Genomic DNA, 18031 nt, shown 5'->3' on the forward strand with positions numbered 1-18031 from the left:
CTCAAGGTTGCGGGGTTTTCGACCCCAAATAGGCGCGTTCCAATCCCTGCTGCAGAACATAGGGAAACTCGGCTCTGTCGAGCTTGTAATTGTCGGCAGGTGCGTCGGCGACGTTCGACATGATCAGCCGGACCTTCGCATAGGCATAATTGCAGCTGAGACTGTCCTCGATGCCCTGGAATTCCAGCTGCGAGAGGCACTCGATCATATCGAAGTCGGGATTATCGTCGCCGAGAATGGATGCGACCATGCGTGCGATGTTGCTGAGGCCCCTCTCGCGCCCGAGAGGCGTGAAGCGGGTCGGCCCGCTTTTCCTCGCGATATCCTCTATGATCGTCCAGGCGGCGGCGTCATCGATCTTTTGCGGCGGTTGTGTATCATTGCCTGCCATCTGGATGCGGAGGACAGCTCTCCAACAGCTATCGACTTTCTTTCCGACGATCCTGGCGGTGGTGGAACATAGGTAAATTGCTCCGCGATTGCCCGAATATTTATCCAGTGCCTGCTTGAAGGTCAGCGCTTCCTTGCTGAAGCCGACACCCGGAAGCAGGATGATGATCGCAAGAAAGAACAGACGCCACCGGCTGTTATGCATGAAAGCTCCCCAATGCTGGCATTCAGTCATTCGTGACCGCTTGTATATCCGAACTTGCCGCCCGCAATCCATTCATAGGCCTCGGTTGAGACCACGACAGGGCGAGAGCCGCCCGTTCCGCGGTCTCAGCTCTCTCCATCTGTCCGGCCGATCGTGCCGATGCCGGCGAGGATCAGGTCGATGCCCGCGAGGAATTGCTCGCGGTCGTCATGGTCGCTGAGCTTCGTCGCCAGGTGATGGACGAAGGGATAGCGCGCCGGGTCGAGCTCGGTCCAGCTTGCGGCGATTGCGCCGAGGGCGGCCGTCCTGTCCGTGCCTTGCGGCAGCAGGCGGGCATTGGCGGCATTCTGTCCGGCAACGCCGAGGATATAATTGACGAGCGCCGACCCGGCATTAAACAGCGCCTCTTCGGGAACACCGAGCGCCTGCAGCCTTCCGCCAATCGCTTCGAAGATCTCCAGCATTGCCGCCTGCCACGGCTCGCGAAAAAGATGGGTGCCGACCCAGGGATGGGCGTCGATGGCGTCAAACAGGCCGAGGGCAAAGGTGCGGATCGCCTGGCCCGGTTCGGCATCTTGCGCGACATCGGTCAGGACGCGGCCGATGATGGCGTCGGTGGCGGCGGTCAGCAATTCGTTCTTGTCGGCGACATGCCAGTAGATCGCCCCGCTGCCCGTCGAGAGACGTGCTGCGAGGGCGCGGAAGGTCAGGGCATTTTCGCCCTCGGCATCGAGGATATCGATCGCCGCTTCGACGATCCTTTCCTTTGAGAGGGCGTCGGTGCGCCGCTCGCTGCGTTGGGTTCTGTTTGGGCGGGTTCTGGTCCGCCGAGTCTTGATTTGCTGATTCCTGATTTTCATGGGCCGCATCTTGACATGAATGGAACGACGTTCCAATTACTATCTATGGAACGTCGTTCCATTCATCTTCGGGAAGGAACATAATGACTGTAAAAGTCACGATCGTCGGGGCAGGCCTCGGCGGCCTCACGCTTGCCCGCGTCCTCGCCGTCAAAGGCATAGGAGCCACGATCTATGAGGCGGAGCCTTCGGCCGAGGCCCGCATGCAAGGCGGCCAGCTTGATATTCACCCGCATAACGGCCAGCGGGCGCTGGAGGATGCCGGCCTTACCGAGGCGTTCCGCGCCATCATCCATCACGGCGCCCAGGCCGCACGCGCGCTTGACCAGCATGGCGCGGTGCTGCTGGAGAAGGCCGATGACGGCGCGCTGTCGCGTCCGGAAGTGCTGCGCGGCGATCTGCGCCGCATCCTCGTCAGCTCCCTGCCTGCGGGCACGATCCAGTGGGGCAAGAAACTCACCGGCGTTGCGGCACTCGGCGCCGGCCGGCACGCGCTGAGCTTTGCCGACGGGACCAGCGTCGTCAGCGATCTGCTTGTCGGGGCAGATGGTGCGTGGTCGAAGGTGCGGCCGCTGCTTTCGGATGCCAAGCCCGCCTATGTCGGCACGGCCTTCATCGAAACTTATCTCCATGATGCCGATGTCCGCCACACGGGTGCGGCAGAAGTGGTCGGCAGCGGCGCGATGTTTGCGCTTTCGCCGGGCAAGGGCATCGTCGCCCATCGCGAGGCGGGCGGCGTGCTGCACGCCTATATCCAGATGAACCGCTCGCCCGAGTGGATCGCCGGCATCGACTTTTCTGACACCACTGCGGCAAAGGCCAGGATCGCCGCGGAATTTGCAGGCTGGGCGCCGGCGCTCACTGCACTGATCACCGAAAGCGATACGGCGCTCGCCCCGCGCCTGATCCATGCGCTGCCGGATGCGCACCGGTGGCCGCGTCGACCCGGCGTGACGCTTATCGGCGACGCCGCCCATCTGATGGCGCCATCGGGCGAGGGGGCAAACCTGGCTATGTTCGACGGCGCTGAGCTCGCAAAGGCAATCGCCGCACAGCCCGACAATATCGAAGCAGCGCTCGCCGCCTATGAAGAGCCGATGTTTACCCGCAGTGCAACGGAGGCGGAAGGCGCCCGCTTTATCCTGGATCTCTGCGTCGGCGACCGGGCGCCCTATGGGCTGGTGGATTTCTTCACCGGCAAGCTCGGGCAGGGATGAGGCGCCAAGCCTCGATCTTGCCGGCGGGGGTTCCTTCCGTAACGCGTCCGCACTCTTCCCGGCGAAGCGATGACTCTGTAAACTGGCCGGACGTGTGTCAGACCATCTCACCCGGAGGTTCCCTATGGCCGAGGTCTTGTTGTTCCACCACGCACAGGGGTTGACCCCGGGCGTGCGCGCCTTCGCCGACGACATCAGGGCCGCCGGTCACATCGTGCACACGCCTGACCTCTTCGACGGACGCACGTTCCAGAGCATTGATGCGGGTCTCGCCTATATCGGTGAGACCGGATTCGACGACATGCGGGAGCGGGGCGTCCGCTTGGCCGACAAACTGCCTGCCGGGATCGTCTATGCCGGGTTCTCGTTCGGCGTGCTGCCGGCGCAGAAGCTCGCGCAGACACGGCCAGGAGCCCGCGGAGCCCTGCTTTTCTACTCCTGCCTGCCGATCAGTGGCACGTGGGCCTTCGGGCCCTGGCCGGACGGCGTTCCGGTGCAGATTCACGGTATGGACAAGGACCCGGTCTTCGTCGGCGAGGGCGATATCGACGCGGCCCGCGAGATCGTGGCGAAGGTCGAGGACGCGGAGCTTTTCCTGTATCCCGGCGACCAGCACTATTTCGCCGACAGTTCGCTCCCATCCTATGACGCGGATGCAACCGCGCTGCTCACTACCAGGGTGCTTAAGTTCCTGGATCGGGTTTGATCCATTCCGGCGTCCCGGCAACCGGAACGATCGGCCGGCCTTCGCGAGAGGGTGCATCTGGCCAATAGAGGCAGCGATTGACCTGCCAAGGCGAAGATGTAGCCTGTGTCCATGCATGACGCGCTGCTCGACTATGCCGATCTCATTTCGCTGCTGACGGCCGTCGGCACCTTCGTCGCGATCGTCGCCGGCGTCGTCGAGCTCATCAAGGCGCGTCGCGCCCATCTGAAGGAGAAGGAACAGGAGTTCAACAGCTCCTATCTGACGATCAGCGATGCCTATCACCGGCTGCTCGAACTCTCCGTCGAACATCCCCATCTCGGCATCTTCCCCTGGCAGGAGGAACCCGCCGACCTCTCACCCGACGACCTCGTCAGGCGCGACATTTTCTACGAGATGATGATCTCGATCTTCGAGCGCGCCTTTCTGGAACGGCACAAGACGCCTGAGATCTCGGAGCATTTCTGGCCCGGCTGGGAGACGTTTCTCAAGCGGCAGATCGAGAAGCCGTCGTTCCGGAAATATTGGGGGATATTCGATGGGGAAGGGGCGTTCGGGGCTTATGATGCGCGGTTTGAGGCGTTTGCGCGGGGGCTGGATGGCGGGCAGGCGGGTGGTCAGGATGGAGCGTGACGGCGGGGTGAGCTCGGCCTCTCGATGAGGAGGGCAAGTGGTGTGCCGCTCGCCGCTGGGTAAAAGTCTCAGATTAGATGACAAAGACCAGCGGTCTTGGCAGCTATCTCAACCGTGCACCAAGAGCAGCCATTGAAGCTGCCCGCCTTTAAAGTTGACTGTAAAAATCAACTAGCATAGCGAAGACGTCATCTTCCCAGGCTGGAGTTGATCATGACAGTCGCAAACTCTGCGATCGTGCCGATCTTGCGTTCGCTCATTGCTCAGTATTTCCGGCAGGCTCACACCACCACGGCGCTTGTCGTTCTCGCTACCATGATAGGGGCGGTCGCTTCTATCGCCTCTCCCTATCTCTTTTCCCGCGCCGTCGATGACCTGTTGAAAGTCGGGGATCATGGCGGTGCGCTTGGAACGTTGCTTCTGTACGCGCTCCTTTTCGCCATCGCGACCGGGTTTGGCCAGGCGTCCCGTTTCCTGATTTTTCTTTGCGCCGAGCGGCTTTGCTTTATCGCGAATTCTACATTTTTTGCCCGCATCCTTCGGAAGAAACCTGCATTCTTCCTCGACCACAATGCAGCCGAGATCGGAAGGGCGCAGCAGCAAGGGGCCGAGACCCTCAACATCATCACGCAGTTGAGCATTGGCGGTTTGCTGCCCGGTTTCGTCCAGATTATTTTCAGTGCAGGCCTTCTCGGCCATTTCATAGGCTGGGAAATCGCTCTGATCGTCGTGATCTATGGAGCGGTGGTGATTGGCCTTGATTATGTCAGGGTCGGGCGGGTGACGCCGTTCCTCGACAAGGCAATGGAACGGAGCCAGCAGAACGCGCAGCTTATCGGCAATGCCGTTGCCATCGTCGACACGTTGCGTCAGACACGCGGCGAAAGGTGGATGGCGGAGCGGTTTGCCGCAAGCGCAAGCGATGCCTTCGCGAACTGGCGGCACTATGCGCTCGCAAGCAGCAGCTTCTCCGTCGTGCTTGGCATTGCGGCCGGGTTCCAGCTTGCAATCACGTTTCTGATCCTCGTTCCCCGCGTCGATGCCGGGCTGCTGTCTGTCGGCGCAGTGGTGCTTTTCAACACGCTGCTCATCCAGCTCAATGAACCCTTCCATCTCGTCGGAATGGCGATCAAGGAAACGGTGGAGGCTGCGGCCCGATTTCGCCCGCTTGCCGCCATGTGGCATGCGCCGGAAGAGGAAGACCCTGCAGATCCAATCTCCTATCGCCCATCGCAGGGGGTGGTCGCGTTCGACGATGTGACGTTCCGCTATGAGAATGGGCGTGGCGTTACGAAAACATCATTCGGCATACAAAGGGGAACACCAACTTTCATCGTAGGCGAGACGGGCTCGGGCAAGTCCACCATCCTTCGCCTGCTTCTCAAGGCGCTGCAACCTTCCGAGGGGCGCATTCTGGCTGACGGGATCGATCTGGCCCGGATTGCCAGCGAAGATTGGTTCGCGCATGTCGGCGTGGTGCCGCAGGACGTGGCGCTTCTCAACGATACGCTTCTGTCGAACATCGTTCTCGGTCGCCCCTTTGATGCCGAACGCCTGCGCGAGGCGGCGCGGCAAGCCTCTATCCTTGAACGGATCGAAGGCATGCCTGATGGTTTCGAAACGGTGGTTGGCGAGCGAGGGCTGAAATTATCGGGCGGCGAACGCCAGCGCATAGCAATCGCAAGGGCACTCTACGGCAAGCCGGCGATCCTCGTCCTCGACGAAGCAAGTTCTGCGCTCGACGAGGAGACTGAACGGCAAATCATGGATGGCCTGCGTGATCTTGCCGACGATCTTACCATCGTGGCCGTCACACATCGGATGTCATCCATTCGCCCAGGCGATCAGATCGTGCGTCTGCCTGTCGTGACGTCAGCGAAATAAAGTGCGCGTTGGGCCGCTTTCGGACCGGCGCGCTCAAACGCCGGCCACGCACTTGGCTCATTGTAGACTTTGCCGGATAGCCATCCTGCAGGGATTTGACAGACACGGCAGTACGGCCCATACCCGAACCACCCTTCTGCGGAGCAGAATGCATGATGGACAGGATTTTCATTGTCGGGAATGGCGGAAGCGGCAAAACTTGGCTGTCCAAACAGTTAGCCGAAAGACTTCATGCCCCGCTTATTCATCTCGACGATCTCCACTGGTTGCCGAATTTTGCGGGAGAACGTCCGCGCCAGGAGCGTGATCGGCTGGTGACCGAGGCCGCGGACGGTAGCAATTGGATCATTGAAGGCCTCTACGGGTCGATCCTCAGGCAAGTCTTCTCGCGTGTAACCACGCTTATCTGGCTCGACGTCTCCGACGACGAGTGCATTTCTAACCTCGTGCAACGAGGCCAAACCGAGGGTGGAACACAGGAACAGTTCGAGGAACTGTTGGAATATACCCGTGGTTACCGCCTCAGAAAGAACCACCTAAATTCCTTCGAAGGCCATCAATGGTTCTTCGAGCAGCATCCGTTTCAAAAGTTTAGGCTGTCGAGCAGGCCAGATATCGCTGCCTTCTTGGCCGAGGTCTGAAGTCGTCGAAATTCAGGATTTTTGTAAATGTGCAAGCGGCGCACCGCTCTTACGATAGCAGCGAGCGTCCGCCGATCCAGAAGCAAACGCGGGCGGGAGGGTGACAGCAAGCTCAGTCCGCCATCTGCACAAAATGCCTCTCGGTCAAATAGCGCCCATCCGCCACCGCATCCCTCACCACCGATGGCCGCAGGTCTGCGCTTGCGAGCGTCGATATCGGCAGCCAATGCTGCTTCAGATGCGTCTCGCGGCTCACGACATCATGCCGGTCCAGCGACACGAGGAAATAATGTTCGGCCTGCTGGATGAGCTGGCCGCGATAGCGAAAATGGTTTTCGACGCAGAAGAGGTATCGCGCCTCTCTCACCCTGGCGTTCGTCTCTTCCTCGAATTCCTTGCGCAGCCGCGTCTCGAACGTATCGCCGGTCTCATATTCGCCGCCGATGAAGGCGTAGCAGGAGGATGGGTCGTCGGCGGGCTGCTGGACCAACACCTTTCCATCCTCCACCACGATGCCCGCAACCCTGATCCTCGGTATCTGCCTCATCGCTACGGCCTGAAAGAACCGGTCCTGACTGGTTTCCACGATTTCCCCTCCAGGCCGGTCGAGCCCATCTCAGCAGGCATCGCGCACCATCAAATCCATGACATAAATCCATTATAAGCTACTGTGCCATTCCCGCGCAGGCCAAGTTGCATACCAGTGAAACTCCCCGGCAGGATAGCCCGAATGATGGCATCCTCAAGATAAAATCTACCTGAACGGCTTAGCCCAATTCTTGCAATCATCAGGGGTGGTGCGGGCATTATTGTCGCGATAATATCAACCAGATCTGCGGGTGGGCCGGACCTGTAACCTCGACTTGGAACTTGTTGAAGGCCCAACGTATTGTTTAGCGTTGTTCTATCGATCGAGGAATAAAAAATGTCTTCTGAGTCCACGCGTCTCACATCCGAGGCAATGACACTATCGGCCGCCGCCGTTCTGAACTCACTCATCTCCGTGCTTGGCAATAAGGGCCTGCTTTCTCCCGAAGAAGAGCGGGAAGTCTATCGCACCGCCGCCGAGATGATCGACGAAGCCTCCGGCGACGACGAGGATGGAACCTACGAGCTGGCGCGTGAGCTGATCGAACTCAGGCTTGCCGATACCTAGAGCAAGTCCGTTTTCTCCGGGCCGTGGAGATGCTCTACTCCTCCTGATCATGCGAGCGCTTGAGCAGTCGAAGCATTGCATGGTGAAAGACGGCGCGCTCCTCGGCCTTCCAGTCATTCGTCAGTTGCTCGAACACCTCTTCCGTAAACGCTGTGCGCTCACGCCTGGGCGGAATAACTTCGGATTCGGTAACAAATGCCATCCAGCCGTACAGCACTATGGCAACGATGCGCCAGCACCGGTCATTGAAAATCTGACGTCGTTACCGTTAGAAGGACTTTTGTATGGCAGGGACATCAAAAAGTACGGTTTTCAAATGGGTCGGCTTCGAATTGCGTTTCTTGCGTCAAACAACGGCTCTTCCTTCCGTGCCGTTAATGAGGCCATTCAATCGAAGCTTCTGGACGCAAAGCCGGTCGTATTGATTAGCAACAAGGCTGACACGTCCGCACTCGATTACGCCCAGGAGAACGGCATCCCATCCGTTTACATCCCGACGAAGGACATTGAAGACGCGGCCGACAGGCGACTTCGGGAAACGCTTCTTGAGCACCACGCTGAACTAATTGTTTTATCTGGCTATCTCAGAAAACTAGGCCCGCTCACGTTAGATGCCTTCGATGGAAGAATATTGAATGTCCATCCTGGTCTGCTGCCTAAATATGGCGGATTGGGAATGTACGGACGCAAGGTCCACCAAGCTGTTCTCGACAACGAAGAGGCTTCAACAGGTGCGACGATTCACCTTGTGGATGGCGAGTACGATCACGGTCGAACCATTGCCGCCACAATTGTTCCAATCGGTCCATCGGACGATGTGACCTCACTGGAGCGACGTGTTATGAGCGCGGAATGCGACCTCTTTATAGACATCGTACGTCGCATAATTCAGGGCGAACTGCATCTCCCGCTATAGCTCATTCCTCCACTTCGAACCGTCGGCAGTCATTGGTGACGTTTGCTGAGATATGGACCGGAAGTCCTATGGCATCGCGCTGAGATCAGGCTCCAGCGATCCCTGCGGCCCTGGAGTAAGGTTGATCGAGCGTTAGTGTTCATGCGCATTCCCGAAACCGATTGCGATTTAAAACCGGTCGAGCTATCCTTCCCCTGAATGCGCGATGCAACCAGAAGCACGCGCGCGGTGCCCAGGAGGAGGAAGAGGAAATGGCCAAGCTTGTATTCGGATTGAACGTGTCACTGGACGGTTACATAGACCATGACGCATTCATGCCCGGTCCCGTGCTCTTCCGTCACTTCATCGAGAGCGTGCGCGGCGCGGCCGCCATCGTCTACGGTCGCCGCATGTACGAGCTCATGCGCTATTGGGACGAAGATCATGCGGACTGGGAGCCGGCGGGAGGCGAGTTCGCGGCGGCGTGGCGGGGCCAGCAGAAGTGGGTCGTATCGCGCTCGCTGACATCGGTCGGCCCCAATGCCACGCTTGTCGAGGGCGACCTCGAAACTGTCATACGCGGGCTGAAGGACACGCTTACCGGGGAGATCGGCGTTGGCGGATCGGACCTGGCGCGTAGCCTGACGGAGCTTGGTCTCATCGATGAATATCAGCTCTACTTCCATCCCGTCGTGCTCGGCCACGGCACGCCATTCTTCGCCGCCCCCCGGCCGCGGCTGCGCCTTGTGGCCAGCGATCGCATCGACGAGGTCGTGATCAGGATGACCTACGTTACGGCCTGAGGGCAGGGCGCGAGCCGGACGAAAAAAGCGAAGATTGCTCGCCTCGACACGCCCGCAGCGCGGCAGACTGTCTGAAAATATACCGCACAAGGTGTGTTTTTACGCGGGTCTCGCTAACTTTTCGTTGAAAATTCATGTTTAGGATGCATCCGGAATTATTACTCCATCGCCGTGGTTGTGCTTCACCGGCTGGCTGGAGGGCGTAAGGCTCGGTTTTCCGGAGGGGCGATGAAGAGCTTTGGCGAGGTGCTGGCGGGCTATCAGGGCCTTGCTCCAGGTTTCAATTTCCTGCGCCTCGCGCTGGCGCTTACCATCGTTTTCTATCATGTCGTCATTGCTGACGGCTACTGGGATGCCGGCACCGGCCCTATCCTGTGGTTCTTCGAATACAGTCTGGTGCCGATGTTTTTCGCCTTGAGCGGCTTCCTGATCACGGCCAGCGCCCAGCGGCTCGACCTCGCAAATTTCCTGCTCAATCGCGCGCTCCGCATCGTCCCCGCGCTCGCGGTCGATATCCTGATCTGTGCCTTCATCATCGGCCCGGCCGTCACCACGCTGCCGCTTGGCGAATACTTCACTGACGCAGGCTTCTTTGCCTATCTCATGAACATCATCGGCGCGATCCATACCGAACTGCCCGGCGTCTTCACAGGCAACCCGACCCCGCAGGTCAACGGTGCGCTCTGGACCATTCCCTGGGAGATCATCTGCTACACCATCATGTCGGTCATGATGATCACAGGTGTGGTGCGGCGGCCGGCGGCGACTTTCCTGCTGCTTGCGGGTTACGTCTTTACCGGCCTTGCAGTCGAGCATTTCATGCCCGCCGGGGCTCAGAACGGTTCGACCCTTCATGCGCTGTTCGTCAGCCGCGGCGCCCAACTCGTCACGGCCTTCCTCAGCGGCATCCTTGCCTATCAGCTGCGCGACCGGATCCCGATGAGCAGGATGGCGCTTTATGCCTGCATCGCCATTGCGCTGACCGCCATGATCGTGCTCGACACGAGGGCGACCCACAGCGTCGCCAACCGGCTGATCCTGATCCCCGTTCTCACCTACATCACCATCCATGCCGGCCTGTCGCGACTGCCGCTGCCGAAAAGTCTTGAGCGCGGCGATTATTCCTACGGCGTCTACCTTTACCATGTGCCGTTCATCCAGCTCGCGATCTTCCTGGCGCCGTCGGTCTTCGTCGGCACAGTTCCCGGCGTCGTCATGCTGACGGCGGTAACGGTCGCCGTCGTCCTCTGCGTCGCCGCAGTCTCCTGGCACGTCATCGAAAAGCCCGTCCTGTCGCTGAGGCGCTTTGCGCTGACGGGCAGGGTGACCGGCGCCGGGGAAGGCCGGGCGGCGATGGCGCCTGCCGCGGCCCTGGAAGGGTCGAGCCGGTAACGGCAACCCGAATTCCCCTCAACCTTCACAGGCAAACCTGCTGCCATGCCAACCCGCCATGCCGAGGGGTCATCATATGGGCGTAGGGGGCACCACCCGCATACCGCGGATTGCTGTCGTTCGTTCCCATGCGAAAGCTGCCAGAATGCATGTCTTGAAATGCTGCTTCATGGGGCCGGTTGAGGGGCAGGTCCAGGAGGCGGGTGGACGGGAAGGGGGATGCCGCTTATGCGGAGAATTCGCGTTAGTAACCTTGAGTATCTGAGTACATTTGGTGGAGCGTTGAGTATCTGTCGTGCACCCTCAGCCTGGAGCGCAGTGCTGGGAACCGCGACGGTTGTGTCATCAGCGAGTACCGATGGTTCCCTAAGCTTTGCCAGTCAGCGCAGCTTCGCCACTCCCGACGGCGCCGCCGTCCCGTCCTCCTTCGCAAGTCCGTCTTCCTTTATCGGGAATATCATGCAGCCTGCCGCGCTGATCTCATCAGGCGGCGTGCAGACTGCCTCGATACCGCCGACGGCAATATCAGCGCCTTCGGGCGACGGCGGCACGCAGGATACATCCACCAAGACGGCTTCGATCCTCCCGGCGCTGCAGACGACGACCACGACAACCGAGCGCACCGTGCTCGGCCCGGACCCGTACCAGGAGGCTGCGACGCTGCCGTCGGCGCCCGTGCTGACGGGCATTACCAGCGATGCCGGCACGGCAGGCCCTACCACGTCTCCGACCGATCCTGCCGCCGGTTCCGGCACGACGTCGTTACTCCTTCAGACCTCGATAGCCTCCATCTCCGTGCAGCCGAGCGAGAGCGTTTCCGCCGAGACCCCCGTGGGATCGGTGGCGCTCGCAGCGCCGGCCGCTGCGGCTGCTGCTGCGCCGACGCTCAACAAGATCGCGCTCGAGAACATGAAGCAGGGCAACCCCATCAGCGAATGGGGACTGGAGGGCGATGGCAACGGCACCATCCAGGGCTTTGCCACCGAAATCAGCACCAATATCGGCCAGACGGTCGATTTCAAGATCGCCACGGATTCCACCCATTACCGCATCGATATCTATCGCATGGGCTATTATGGCGGGGCCGGCGCGCGCAAGGTGGACTCGATCGAGAAATCGCTGACCACGGCGCAGATCCAGCCGCACCCGATCGTCGACATGTCGCTCGGTCTCATCGATTGCGGCAACTGGTCGGTATCGGCCAGCTGGCAGATCCCTGGCGATGCCGTCTCGGGCGTCTATTTCGCCAAGCTGGTGCGCGAGGACGGCACCGAGGATGCAAGCATCATCCCGTTCGTCGTGCGCGACGATGCCTCGACCAGCAATATCGTCTTCCAGACCTCGGATACGACATGGCAGGCCTATAATGCCTGGGGCGGCGCCAGCCTCTATTATGGCGAAGTGCCGGTCGATCCCGCCGACATGATCGGCTACCTGCCGCCAAACTGCAGCTGCGGCCTGCAGGCCATCGGCCGCGCCTCGGCGGTCAGCTATAACAGGCCGATCATCACCAATACGAGCCCGATCGGCGGTTCGCACGATTACATTTTCGGCGTCGAATCCTCCGCCATCTCGTGGCTGGAGCAGAACGGCTACGACGTGTCCTATATCTCGGGCGTCGATGCGACGCGCAACGGCGCGCTGCTGCTCAACCACGATGCCTATCTCTCCGTCGGCCATGACGAATACTGGTCTGCCGAACAGCGCGCCAATGTCGAGGCAGCCCGCGACTCCGGCGTCAACCTCGCCTTCTGGAGCGGCAACGAATGCTACTGGAAGGTTCGCTGGGAGAGCAGCATCGACGGCAGCGGCCAAGCCTACCGCACCATGGTCTGCTACAAGGAAACCTGGGGCACGAGCTCGGATCCGAGCGGTGTCGGCACCGGCACCTGGCGCGATCCGCGCTATGCCGATCCGGGGCAGGAGCCGGAAAATTCGCTGACGGGCACGATGTTCCAGGTGGACAGCTACCGCCAGGATACGATCTCCATCCCCTACGACTATTCGAACCTGCGCTTCTGGCGCAATACCGATGTCTCGCAGCTGAATGAAGGCGATACCTACAATCTGGTGCAGAACCTGCTCGGCTACGAGTGGGATTCCGATGTCGAGAACGGTTTCCGGCCGGATGGTCTGGTCAACCTGTCGCTCTCGTCCATCTCGGTGGAAACCTATCTGCGCGATTACGGCGCGACGGTCGGTTCCGCCGTCGCCACCCACAGCCTCACCATGTACCGGGCCGCAAGCGGCGCGCTCGTCTTCGGCGCCGGCACCGTCTTCTGGTCCTGGGGGCTCAGTGACAACCACCAGGGCCCGACTACCTCGACCGATCGCAACGTCCAGCAGGCGATGGTCAACATGTTCGCCGACATGGGCATCCAGCCGACCACGCTCGATGCGAGCCTGATCCTCGCGACCCAATCGACCGACATACTGAAGCCGACCTCGTCGATCTCGTCGCCCATCATCGGAGCAAGCTTCCTCGAAGGCCAGCACGTCACGATCACGGGCACGGCGCAGGATTTCGGCGGCGGCATCATTGCCGGCGTGGAAGTCTCCACCGATGGCGGCCAGCACTGGTTCAAGGCCACCGGCCGGGAGAGCTGGAGCTATAATTGGGTCGTCCAGGCAAGCGGCACTTACACCGTCATGTCACGCGCCGTCGATGACAGCGTCAATCTGGAGGCGCCATCGGCCGGCAAGCAGGTCACCGTCACGCTGCCCGGCACGCAGGGCCTGTGGACGCTGGCGGAAAAGCCGGCGACCGAAGTGGCGATCGATCGCGATCCGGTCGAGCTCGGCCTGCGCTTCCAGGCAACCACGGCAGGTTCCGTGCAGGGCATCCGCTTCTACAAGGGCTTCTACAATATCGGCGAGCATGTCGTCAGCCTCTGGTCGAGCGACGGGACGCTGCTGGCAACGGGCGTATCGACGAATGAATCGCTTTCCGGCTGGCAGACGGTGATGTTCTCCTCGCCGATCCAGATTGCGGCCGGCACGACCTATGTGGCCTCCTATCACAGCAACGGCTTCTACTCCGTCACCGACAATTATTTCGGCAGCACCTATGCCAGCGGCGCGCTGAAGGCCGTCGATGGCGGCGGCGTCTACGCCTATAGCGACAATGCCGGCACATTCCCGGGCCTCAGCCCCGGCGGGTCCAACTATTGGGTAGACGTGGTCTTCGATGCAGGGCCAAACAGCGTGCCTGTTGCCGGCGACGACAGCGGCCTGACGATTTCGCGCAACGGCACGCTGACGATCTCGATCGCCACGCTTCTCGCAAACGATACCGATGCCAATGGCGATGCGCTGACGATCAACGCCGTCGGCAATGCGCTCAACGGCACTGTTACCCTCAACAAGCAGAACGGCACGATCATCTTCACGCCGGCTGCCAATTATTCCGGTCCGGCAAGCTTCAGCTATACGCTGTCGGATGGACGCGGCGGCACGGATCAGGCCAATGTCAGCCTCACCGTCGATCCGGGCCCGGCCGGCCAGTCGCTGTTTGCCGCCAATGAGGGGCCGACGGGCGGCAGCATCCAGGAAAATTCGCCGCTCGAACTCGGCATGAAATTCACGGCCTCGGTGAGCGGCACAATCACTGGTATCCGCTTCTACAAGGCTGCCGGCGATACCGGGCCGCATACCGGCTCGATCTGGTCGGCGAGCGGCACGCTGCTTGCGACGATCAGCTTTGCGGATGAATCGGCCTCCGGCTGGCAGACCGCGGCATTCTCCAACCCGCTGCAGATCACGGCTGGCACGACCTATGTCGCCTCCTACCACACGACCGGCAGCTATGTGGCGACATCGGGCTATTTCAACTCGGCCCATACCAACGGCGCGCTGACGGGCCTTGCAGGCGCCAACGGCGTCTATTCCTACGGATCGGGCACGACATTCCCGACGTCCAGCTACCAGTCGTCGAACTATTGGGTGGATGTTGTCTTCAATCAGTCGACGACCAACACGGCGCCGGTCGCCGCCAATGACAATGGCTATACGACCTATTCCAACACCGCGCTTTCGATTGCCGCAGCAAGCCTGCTTGCCAACGACCATGATGCCGATGGCGATCCACTCTCGATCACCGGTGCCAGCGGCGGGGTGAACGGCACGGTCACCTTCAACAGCCAGACGAACAGCGTCACCTTCACGCCTGTTACCGGCTATACGGGTGTCGCAAGCTTCACCTATTCGATCTCGGACGGGCATGGCGGCACGTCGTCCGCCACCGTCAACCTCACGGTCAATTCGCAGCCCGGCGGCGGCACGACGACGAGCCTGTTTACCGGCGCCGATACGTCGGGTGTTACTGCCGCCAATGACGCCAACTCGGTCGAACTCGGCGTCAAGTTCATCGCTTCCGCCAATGGCCAGATCACCGGGCTCACCTATTACAAGAGCGCCCAGGATACCGGCACGCATGTCGGCTCGCTCTGGACGGCGAGCGGCCAACTCCTTGGGCAGGCAACTTTCATCAACGAGACGGCGAGCGGCTGGCAGACGGTTTCCTTCACCCAGCCGATCAACATCACCGCCGGCACCACCTATGTGGCGAGCTACCATTCCAACGGCTTCTATTCGGCAACCGCGAACTACTTCACGACAGACTATACGAGCGGTGCTCTGACGGCGCCAGCAAGCACGGTCAGCGGCGGCAACGGCGTCTATGCCTATGGCACGGGCAGCCTGTTCCCGACCTCTTCCTACAATGCCAGCAATTACTGGGTCGACGTGCTTTATAAGCAGGGCGCGCAGAATACGGCTCCGGTCGCCGCCAATGACAGCGGCTTTACGACAAACACAGGCACGCCTGTTACCATCCAGGCCTCGGCACTCACTGCCAATGACAGCGATGCCGATGGCAATACGATCTCGATCACCGGGGTCAGCGGTGCGGTCAACGGCACGGTTTCCTTCGACAGCCAGGCGCAGACCGTCACTTTCACGCCGACGGCGGGATATTCGGGGCCGGCGAGCTTCAGCTATGCCATTGCCGACGGGCAGGGCGGCACCGCATCAGCTGAAGTTTCGCTCGCTGTCAACAACCCGGCTGCAGGACCGGAGCAGAACGTCTTTGCCGCCAATGCGAAACCCTCGGTCATCTCTGTCAACGACAATCAGCCGGTCAATCTCGGCATGAAATTCCAGGCCGATACGGCAGGCTGGATCACCGGCATCCGCTTCTACAAGGGGGCCGACAATACAGGCCCGCACAACGGCTATCTGTGGACGGCATCGGGCACTCTGCTCGGCAGCGTCACCTTCAACAACGAGACGGCCAGCGGCTGGCAGACCGCGCAGCTTACCCAGCAGGTCGCGATCCAGGCGGATACGACCTACGTCGTTTCCTACTCGACCAACGGCAACTACTCGGCAACAGGCAATTACTTCGGCAGCGAGGTGACGAACGGCGACCTCAAGGCGCTTGCCGGCAATAACGGCGTCTATGCCTACGGATCGGGCGGGCTGTTCCCGACGAGCAGTTACAACAGCACAAACTACTATGTGGACGTGGCGTTCAAACCGCAGCTCGCGGCGTAAAGCCTGCGAGGATGTAAGGCCAAGCACCGTAAAGGATGATCATATCGATGATGCGTGCAGACAACAGATTGCCGGTTACGGTTCTCGCCGGGTTTCTCGGCGCCGGCAAGACGACTGTCCTCAATCATGTACTGAGTAATCGTGAGGGTCGTCGGGTTGCTGTCATCGTCAACGATATGAGCGAGGTCAACATCGATGCGGATCTCGTGCGCGAGGGGGGTGCAGACCTCTCGCGCACGGACGAGACGCTGGTGGAGCTCACCAATGGATGCATCTGTTGCACGCTCCGCGACGATCTCCTGAGCGAGGTACGCCGGCTCTCCGCTGCCGGCCGTTTCGATTATCTGCTGATCGAGGGCACCGGCATTGCCGAGCCGCTGCCGGTCGCAGCCACCTTCTCCTTCCGCAACGAGAGCGGCGCAGCACTCTGCGACGTGGCAAGGCTCGACACGATGGTCTGCGTCGTCGATGCGGTCAATCTTCTCGCCGATTACCAGAGCGCCGAGTTCCTTGCCGATCGCGGCGAAAGGCGTGACGGGGACGATGAGCGCAAGCTCGTCGAACTTCTCGTCGAGCAGATCGAATTTTCCGACGTCGTCATCATCAACAAGGCAGGCGAGGTGCCGCCCGCAATGCTTGCCGAGGTTCGCCAGGTCGTGGCGGCGCTCAATCCGGATGCCCGCGTCATCGAGGCGGTCTTCGGCCAGGTGCCGCTTGGCGCGATCATGGATACCGGCCTCTTCAGCGAGGCGAAGGCCGCTCGCCATCCGCTCTGGCACAAGGAACTCTTCGGCTGGGGCGACCATGTGCCGGAGACCGAGGAATACGGCATTGCGAGCTTCGTCTATCGCAACCGCCGGCCCTTCGATCCCGCGCGGCTCAGCGATTTCCTCGACAGGAAATGGCCGGGCCTCATCCGCGCAAAGGGCCATTTCTGGCTGGCGACAAGGCCTGATGAGATCGGCCTGCTGTCCATTGCCGGCACGCAATGCCGCATCGATACCAGGGGTTTCTGGTGGGCATCCGTGCCGAGGGCGCAATGGCCGCGTTATCCGCAGTTCCGCCAGCTGATCGACCGGCACTGGGACGATGTCTGGGGCGACCGCCGCCAGGAGCTCGTCTTCATCGGTTCCGGCTTCGACAGGCACGCCATCTGCAGTGCGCTCGACGATTGCCTTGCCGGGGAGGAAACGGGTTTCGATCCGGAGATTGCCACCGGGCTTCGGGATCCGTTTCCGCCATGGCAGCACGCACATATGCATGCGCATTCAAAGAGTTAGAGCGTCCTAATGGACGTAAGACGCCCTAAGGTGAACGTGTTTTGATTATCAACCAGAGGAGAGAACAATGAGCAGCGAACTTTATGCAGACGGTATCGGCGAAATCACCATCACGGGCACGATCGTGCGCATCGACCTGATGTCGCTGTCGGCGACCGACCGCGATGCCAACAACAATCCGAAGCCGGTCTTCCGACAGCGCATCATCATGCCGGTCGACGCCTTCGCCAATGCGGTCGATCTCATGCAGAAGGCGCTTGGCGGCCTGGTCGAGGCGGGTGCGGTTCGCCGGATCGGCGATATGTCGGCTGCCGCTGCCGCCGATATCCAGGCGGCGCAGGCCGGCGGGTCGAACGCTTCGCCGAACTTCAACTGATCAACAACTATCGCCTCGGTCTCGTATTGTTTCGGGTGGG

General features: G+C 60.8%; 15 protein-coding genes. 12 read left to right on the forward strand and 3 right to left on the reverse strand.

Annotated elements, in window-relative coordinates:
• Position 1: 1 nt before the first annotated feature.
• Positions 2–595: a hypothetical protein gene (locus tag ACR9ZQ_RS12605; protein WP_310386269.1), complete on the reverse strand. Its 594-nt coding sequence runs from the start codon at positions 593–595 to the stop codon at positions 2–4.
• 125 nt (positions 596–720) lie between these two features.
• Entirely contained in the window at positions 721–1455 is a 735-nt protein-coding gene (locus ACR9ZQ_RS12610) for a TetR/AcrR family transcriptional regulator (RefSeq protein WP_481427951.1), read from the reverse strand.
• Positions 1456–1538: 83 nt separating this feature from the next.
• Between ACR9ZQ_RS12610 and ACR9ZQ_RS12615 the strand changes: the two genes are divergently transcribed.
• The 5 genes from ACR9ZQ_RS12615 (at position 1539) to ACR9ZQ_RS12635 (ending at position 6536) form a co-directional block, all read left to right on the forward strand.
• The gene (locus ACR9ZQ_RS12615) at positions 1539–2672 is read left to right on the forward strand and encodes an FAD-dependent oxidoreductase (protein WP_310386265.1); all 1134 of its coding nucleotides are present in this window, start codon (positions 1539–1541) and stop codon (positions 2670–2672) included.
• A gap of 124 nt (positions 2673–2796) precedes the next feature.
• A complete protein-coding gene (locus tag ACR9ZQ_RS12620; RefSeq protein WP_481427952.1) occupies positions 2797–3378 on the forward strand; it encodes a dienelactone hydrolase family protein in 582 nt (193 codons plus the stop codon).
• Between the two features lie 111 nt (positions 3379–3489).
• Positions 3490–4011 carry a hypothetical protein gene (locus ACR9ZQ_RS12625; RefSeq protein WP_481429306.1) on the forward strand — a complete coding sequence of 174 codons (522 nt, stop codon included), beginning with the start codon at positions 3490–3492 and terminating at the stop codon, positions 4009–4011.
• 213 nt (positions 4012–4224) lie between these two features.
• Positions 4225–5895, forward strand: coding sequence for an ABC transporter ATP-binding protein (locus ACR9ZQ_RS12630; protein WP_481427953.1), 1671 nt, complete (start codon positions 4225–4227; stop codon positions 5893–5895).
• 152 nt (positions 5896–6047) lie between these two features.
• On the forward strand, positions 6048–6536 hold the full coding sequence (locus ACR9ZQ_RS12635; RefSeq protein ID WP_310386259.1) for a P-loop NTPase family protein: 489 nt from the start codon (positions 6048–6050) through the stop codon (positions 6534–6536).
• Between the two features lie 112 nt (positions 6537–6648).
• Here the strand turns inward: ACR9ZQ_RS12635 and ACR9ZQ_RS12640 are convergent, their stop codons facing one another.
• A complete protein-coding gene (locus tag ACR9ZQ_RS12640) occupies positions 6649–7122 on the reverse strand; it encodes an NUDIX domain-containing protein (protein WP_310386257.1) in 474 nt (157 codons plus the stop codon).
• Between the two features lie 339 nt (positions 7123–7461).
• Between ACR9ZQ_RS12640 and ACR9ZQ_RS12645 the strand changes: the two genes are divergently transcribed.
• The 7 genes from ACR9ZQ_RS12645 to ACR9ZQ_RS12675 all read left to right on the forward strand — a co-directional run bounded on the left by ACR9ZQ_RS12645 (position 7462) and on the right by ACR9ZQ_RS12675 (position 17991).
• The gene (locus ACR9ZQ_RS12645; protein ID WP_113325709.1) at positions 7462–7692 is read left to right on the forward strand and encodes a hypothetical protein; all 231 of its coding nucleotides are present in this window, start codon (positions 7462–7464) and stop codon (positions 7690–7692) included.
• Positions 7693–7771: 79 nt separating this feature from the next.
• Positions 7772–8608 (forward strand): phosphoribosylglycinamide formyltransferase, encoded by an 837-nt coding sequence (gene purN, locus ACR9ZQ_RS12650; protein WP_310386255.1) that lies wholly within the window; start codon positions 7772–7774, stop codon positions 8606–8608.
• A gap of 251 nt (positions 8609–8859) precedes the next feature.
• Positions 8860–9390, forward strand: coding sequence for a dihydrofolate reductase family protein (locus tag ACR9ZQ_RS12655; RefSeq protein WP_481427954.1), 531 nt, complete (start codon positions 8860–8862; stop codon positions 9388–9390).
• A 228-nt stretch (positions 9391–9618) separates the two neighbouring features.
• Entirely contained in the window at positions 9619–10782 is a 1164-nt protein-coding gene (locus ACR9ZQ_RS12660; RefSeq protein WP_481427955.1) for an acyltransferase family protein, read from the forward strand.
• A 219-nt stretch (positions 10783–11001) separates the two neighbouring features.
• On the forward strand, positions 11002–16335 hold the full coding sequence (locus tag ACR9ZQ_RS12665) for a DUF4082 domain-containing protein (protein ID WP_481427956.1): 5334 nt from the start codon (positions 11002–11004) through the stop codon (positions 16333–16335).
• Between the two features lie 47 nt (positions 16336–16382).
• Entirely contained in the window at positions 16383–17615 is a 1233-nt protein-coding gene (locus ACR9ZQ_RS12670) for a GTP-binding protein (RefSeq protein ID WP_481427957.1), read from the forward strand.
• A gap of 67 nt (positions 17616–17682) precedes the next feature.
• Complete coding sequence (locus tag ACR9ZQ_RS12675; RefSeq protein ID WP_113325782.1) at positions 17683–17991, forward strand: hypothetical protein; 309 nt, start codon at positions 17683–17685, stop codon at positions 17989–17991.
• The last annotated feature ends 40 nt before the right edge of the window (positions 17992–18031 follow it).

The organism is Rhizobium sp. KNZ14-9A, from assembly GCF_056755015.1.

Excerpts from the sequence above, each read along its gene's own strand:
- ACR9ZQ_RS12605 (WP_310386269.1), bottom strand. The coding sequence starts at position 595 with ATGCATAACAGCCGGTGGCGTCTGTTCTTTCTTGCGATCATCATCCTG.
- ACR9ZQ_RS12610 (WP_481427951.1), bottom strand. The coding sequence starts at position 1,455 with ATGAAAATCAGGAATCAGCAAATCAAGACTCGGCGGACCAGAACCCGC.
- ACR9ZQ_RS12615 (WP_310386265.1), top strand. The coding sequence starts at position 1,539 with ATGACTGTAAAAGTCACGATCGTCGGGGCAGGCCTCGGCGGCCTCACG.
- ACR9ZQ_RS12620 (WP_481427952.1), top strand. The coding sequence starts at position 2,797 with ATGGCCGAGGTCTTGTTGTTCCACCACGCACAGGGGTTGACCCCGGGC.
- ACR9ZQ_RS12625 (WP_481429306.1), top strand. The coding sequence starts at position 3,490 with ATGCATGACGCGCTGCTCGACTATGCCGATCTCATTTCGCTGCTGACG.
- ACR9ZQ_RS12630 (WP_481427953.1), top strand. The coding sequence starts at position 4,225 with ATGACAGTCGCAAACTCTGCGATCGTGCCGATCTTGCGTTCGCTCATT.
- ACR9ZQ_RS12635 (WP_310386259.1), top strand. The coding sequence starts at position 6,048 with ATGATGGACAGGATTTTCATTGTCGGGAATGGCGGAAGCGGCAAAACT.
- ACR9ZQ_RS12645 (WP_113325709.1), top strand. The coding sequence starts at position 7,462 with ATGTCTTCTGAGTCCACGCGTCTCACATCCGAGGCAATGACACTATCG.
- purN (WP_310386255.1), top strand. The coding sequence starts at position 7,772 with ATGGTGAAAGACGGCGCGCTCCTCGGCCTTCCAGTCATTCGTCAGTTG.
- ACR9ZQ_RS12655 (WP_481427954.1), top strand. The coding sequence starts at position 8,860 with ATGGCCAAGCTTGTATTCGGATTGAACGTGTCACTGGACGGTTACATA.
- ACR9ZQ_RS12660 (WP_481427955.1), top strand. The coding sequence starts at position 9,619 with ATGAAGAGCTTTGGCGAGGTGCTGGCGGGCTATCAGGGCCTTGCTCCA.
- ACR9ZQ_RS12665 (WP_481427956.1), top strand. The coding sequence starts at position 11,002 with ATGCCGCTTATGCGGAGAATTCGCGTTAGTAACCTTGAGTATCTGAGT.
- ACR9ZQ_RS12670 (WP_481427957.1), top strand. The coding sequence starts at position 16,383 with ATGATGCGTGCAGACAACAGATTGCCGGTTACGGTTCTCGCCGGGTTT.
- ACR9ZQ_RS12675 (WP_113325782.1), top strand. The coding sequence starts at position 17,683 with ATGAGCAGCGAACTTTATGCAGACGGTATCGGCGAAATCACCATCACG.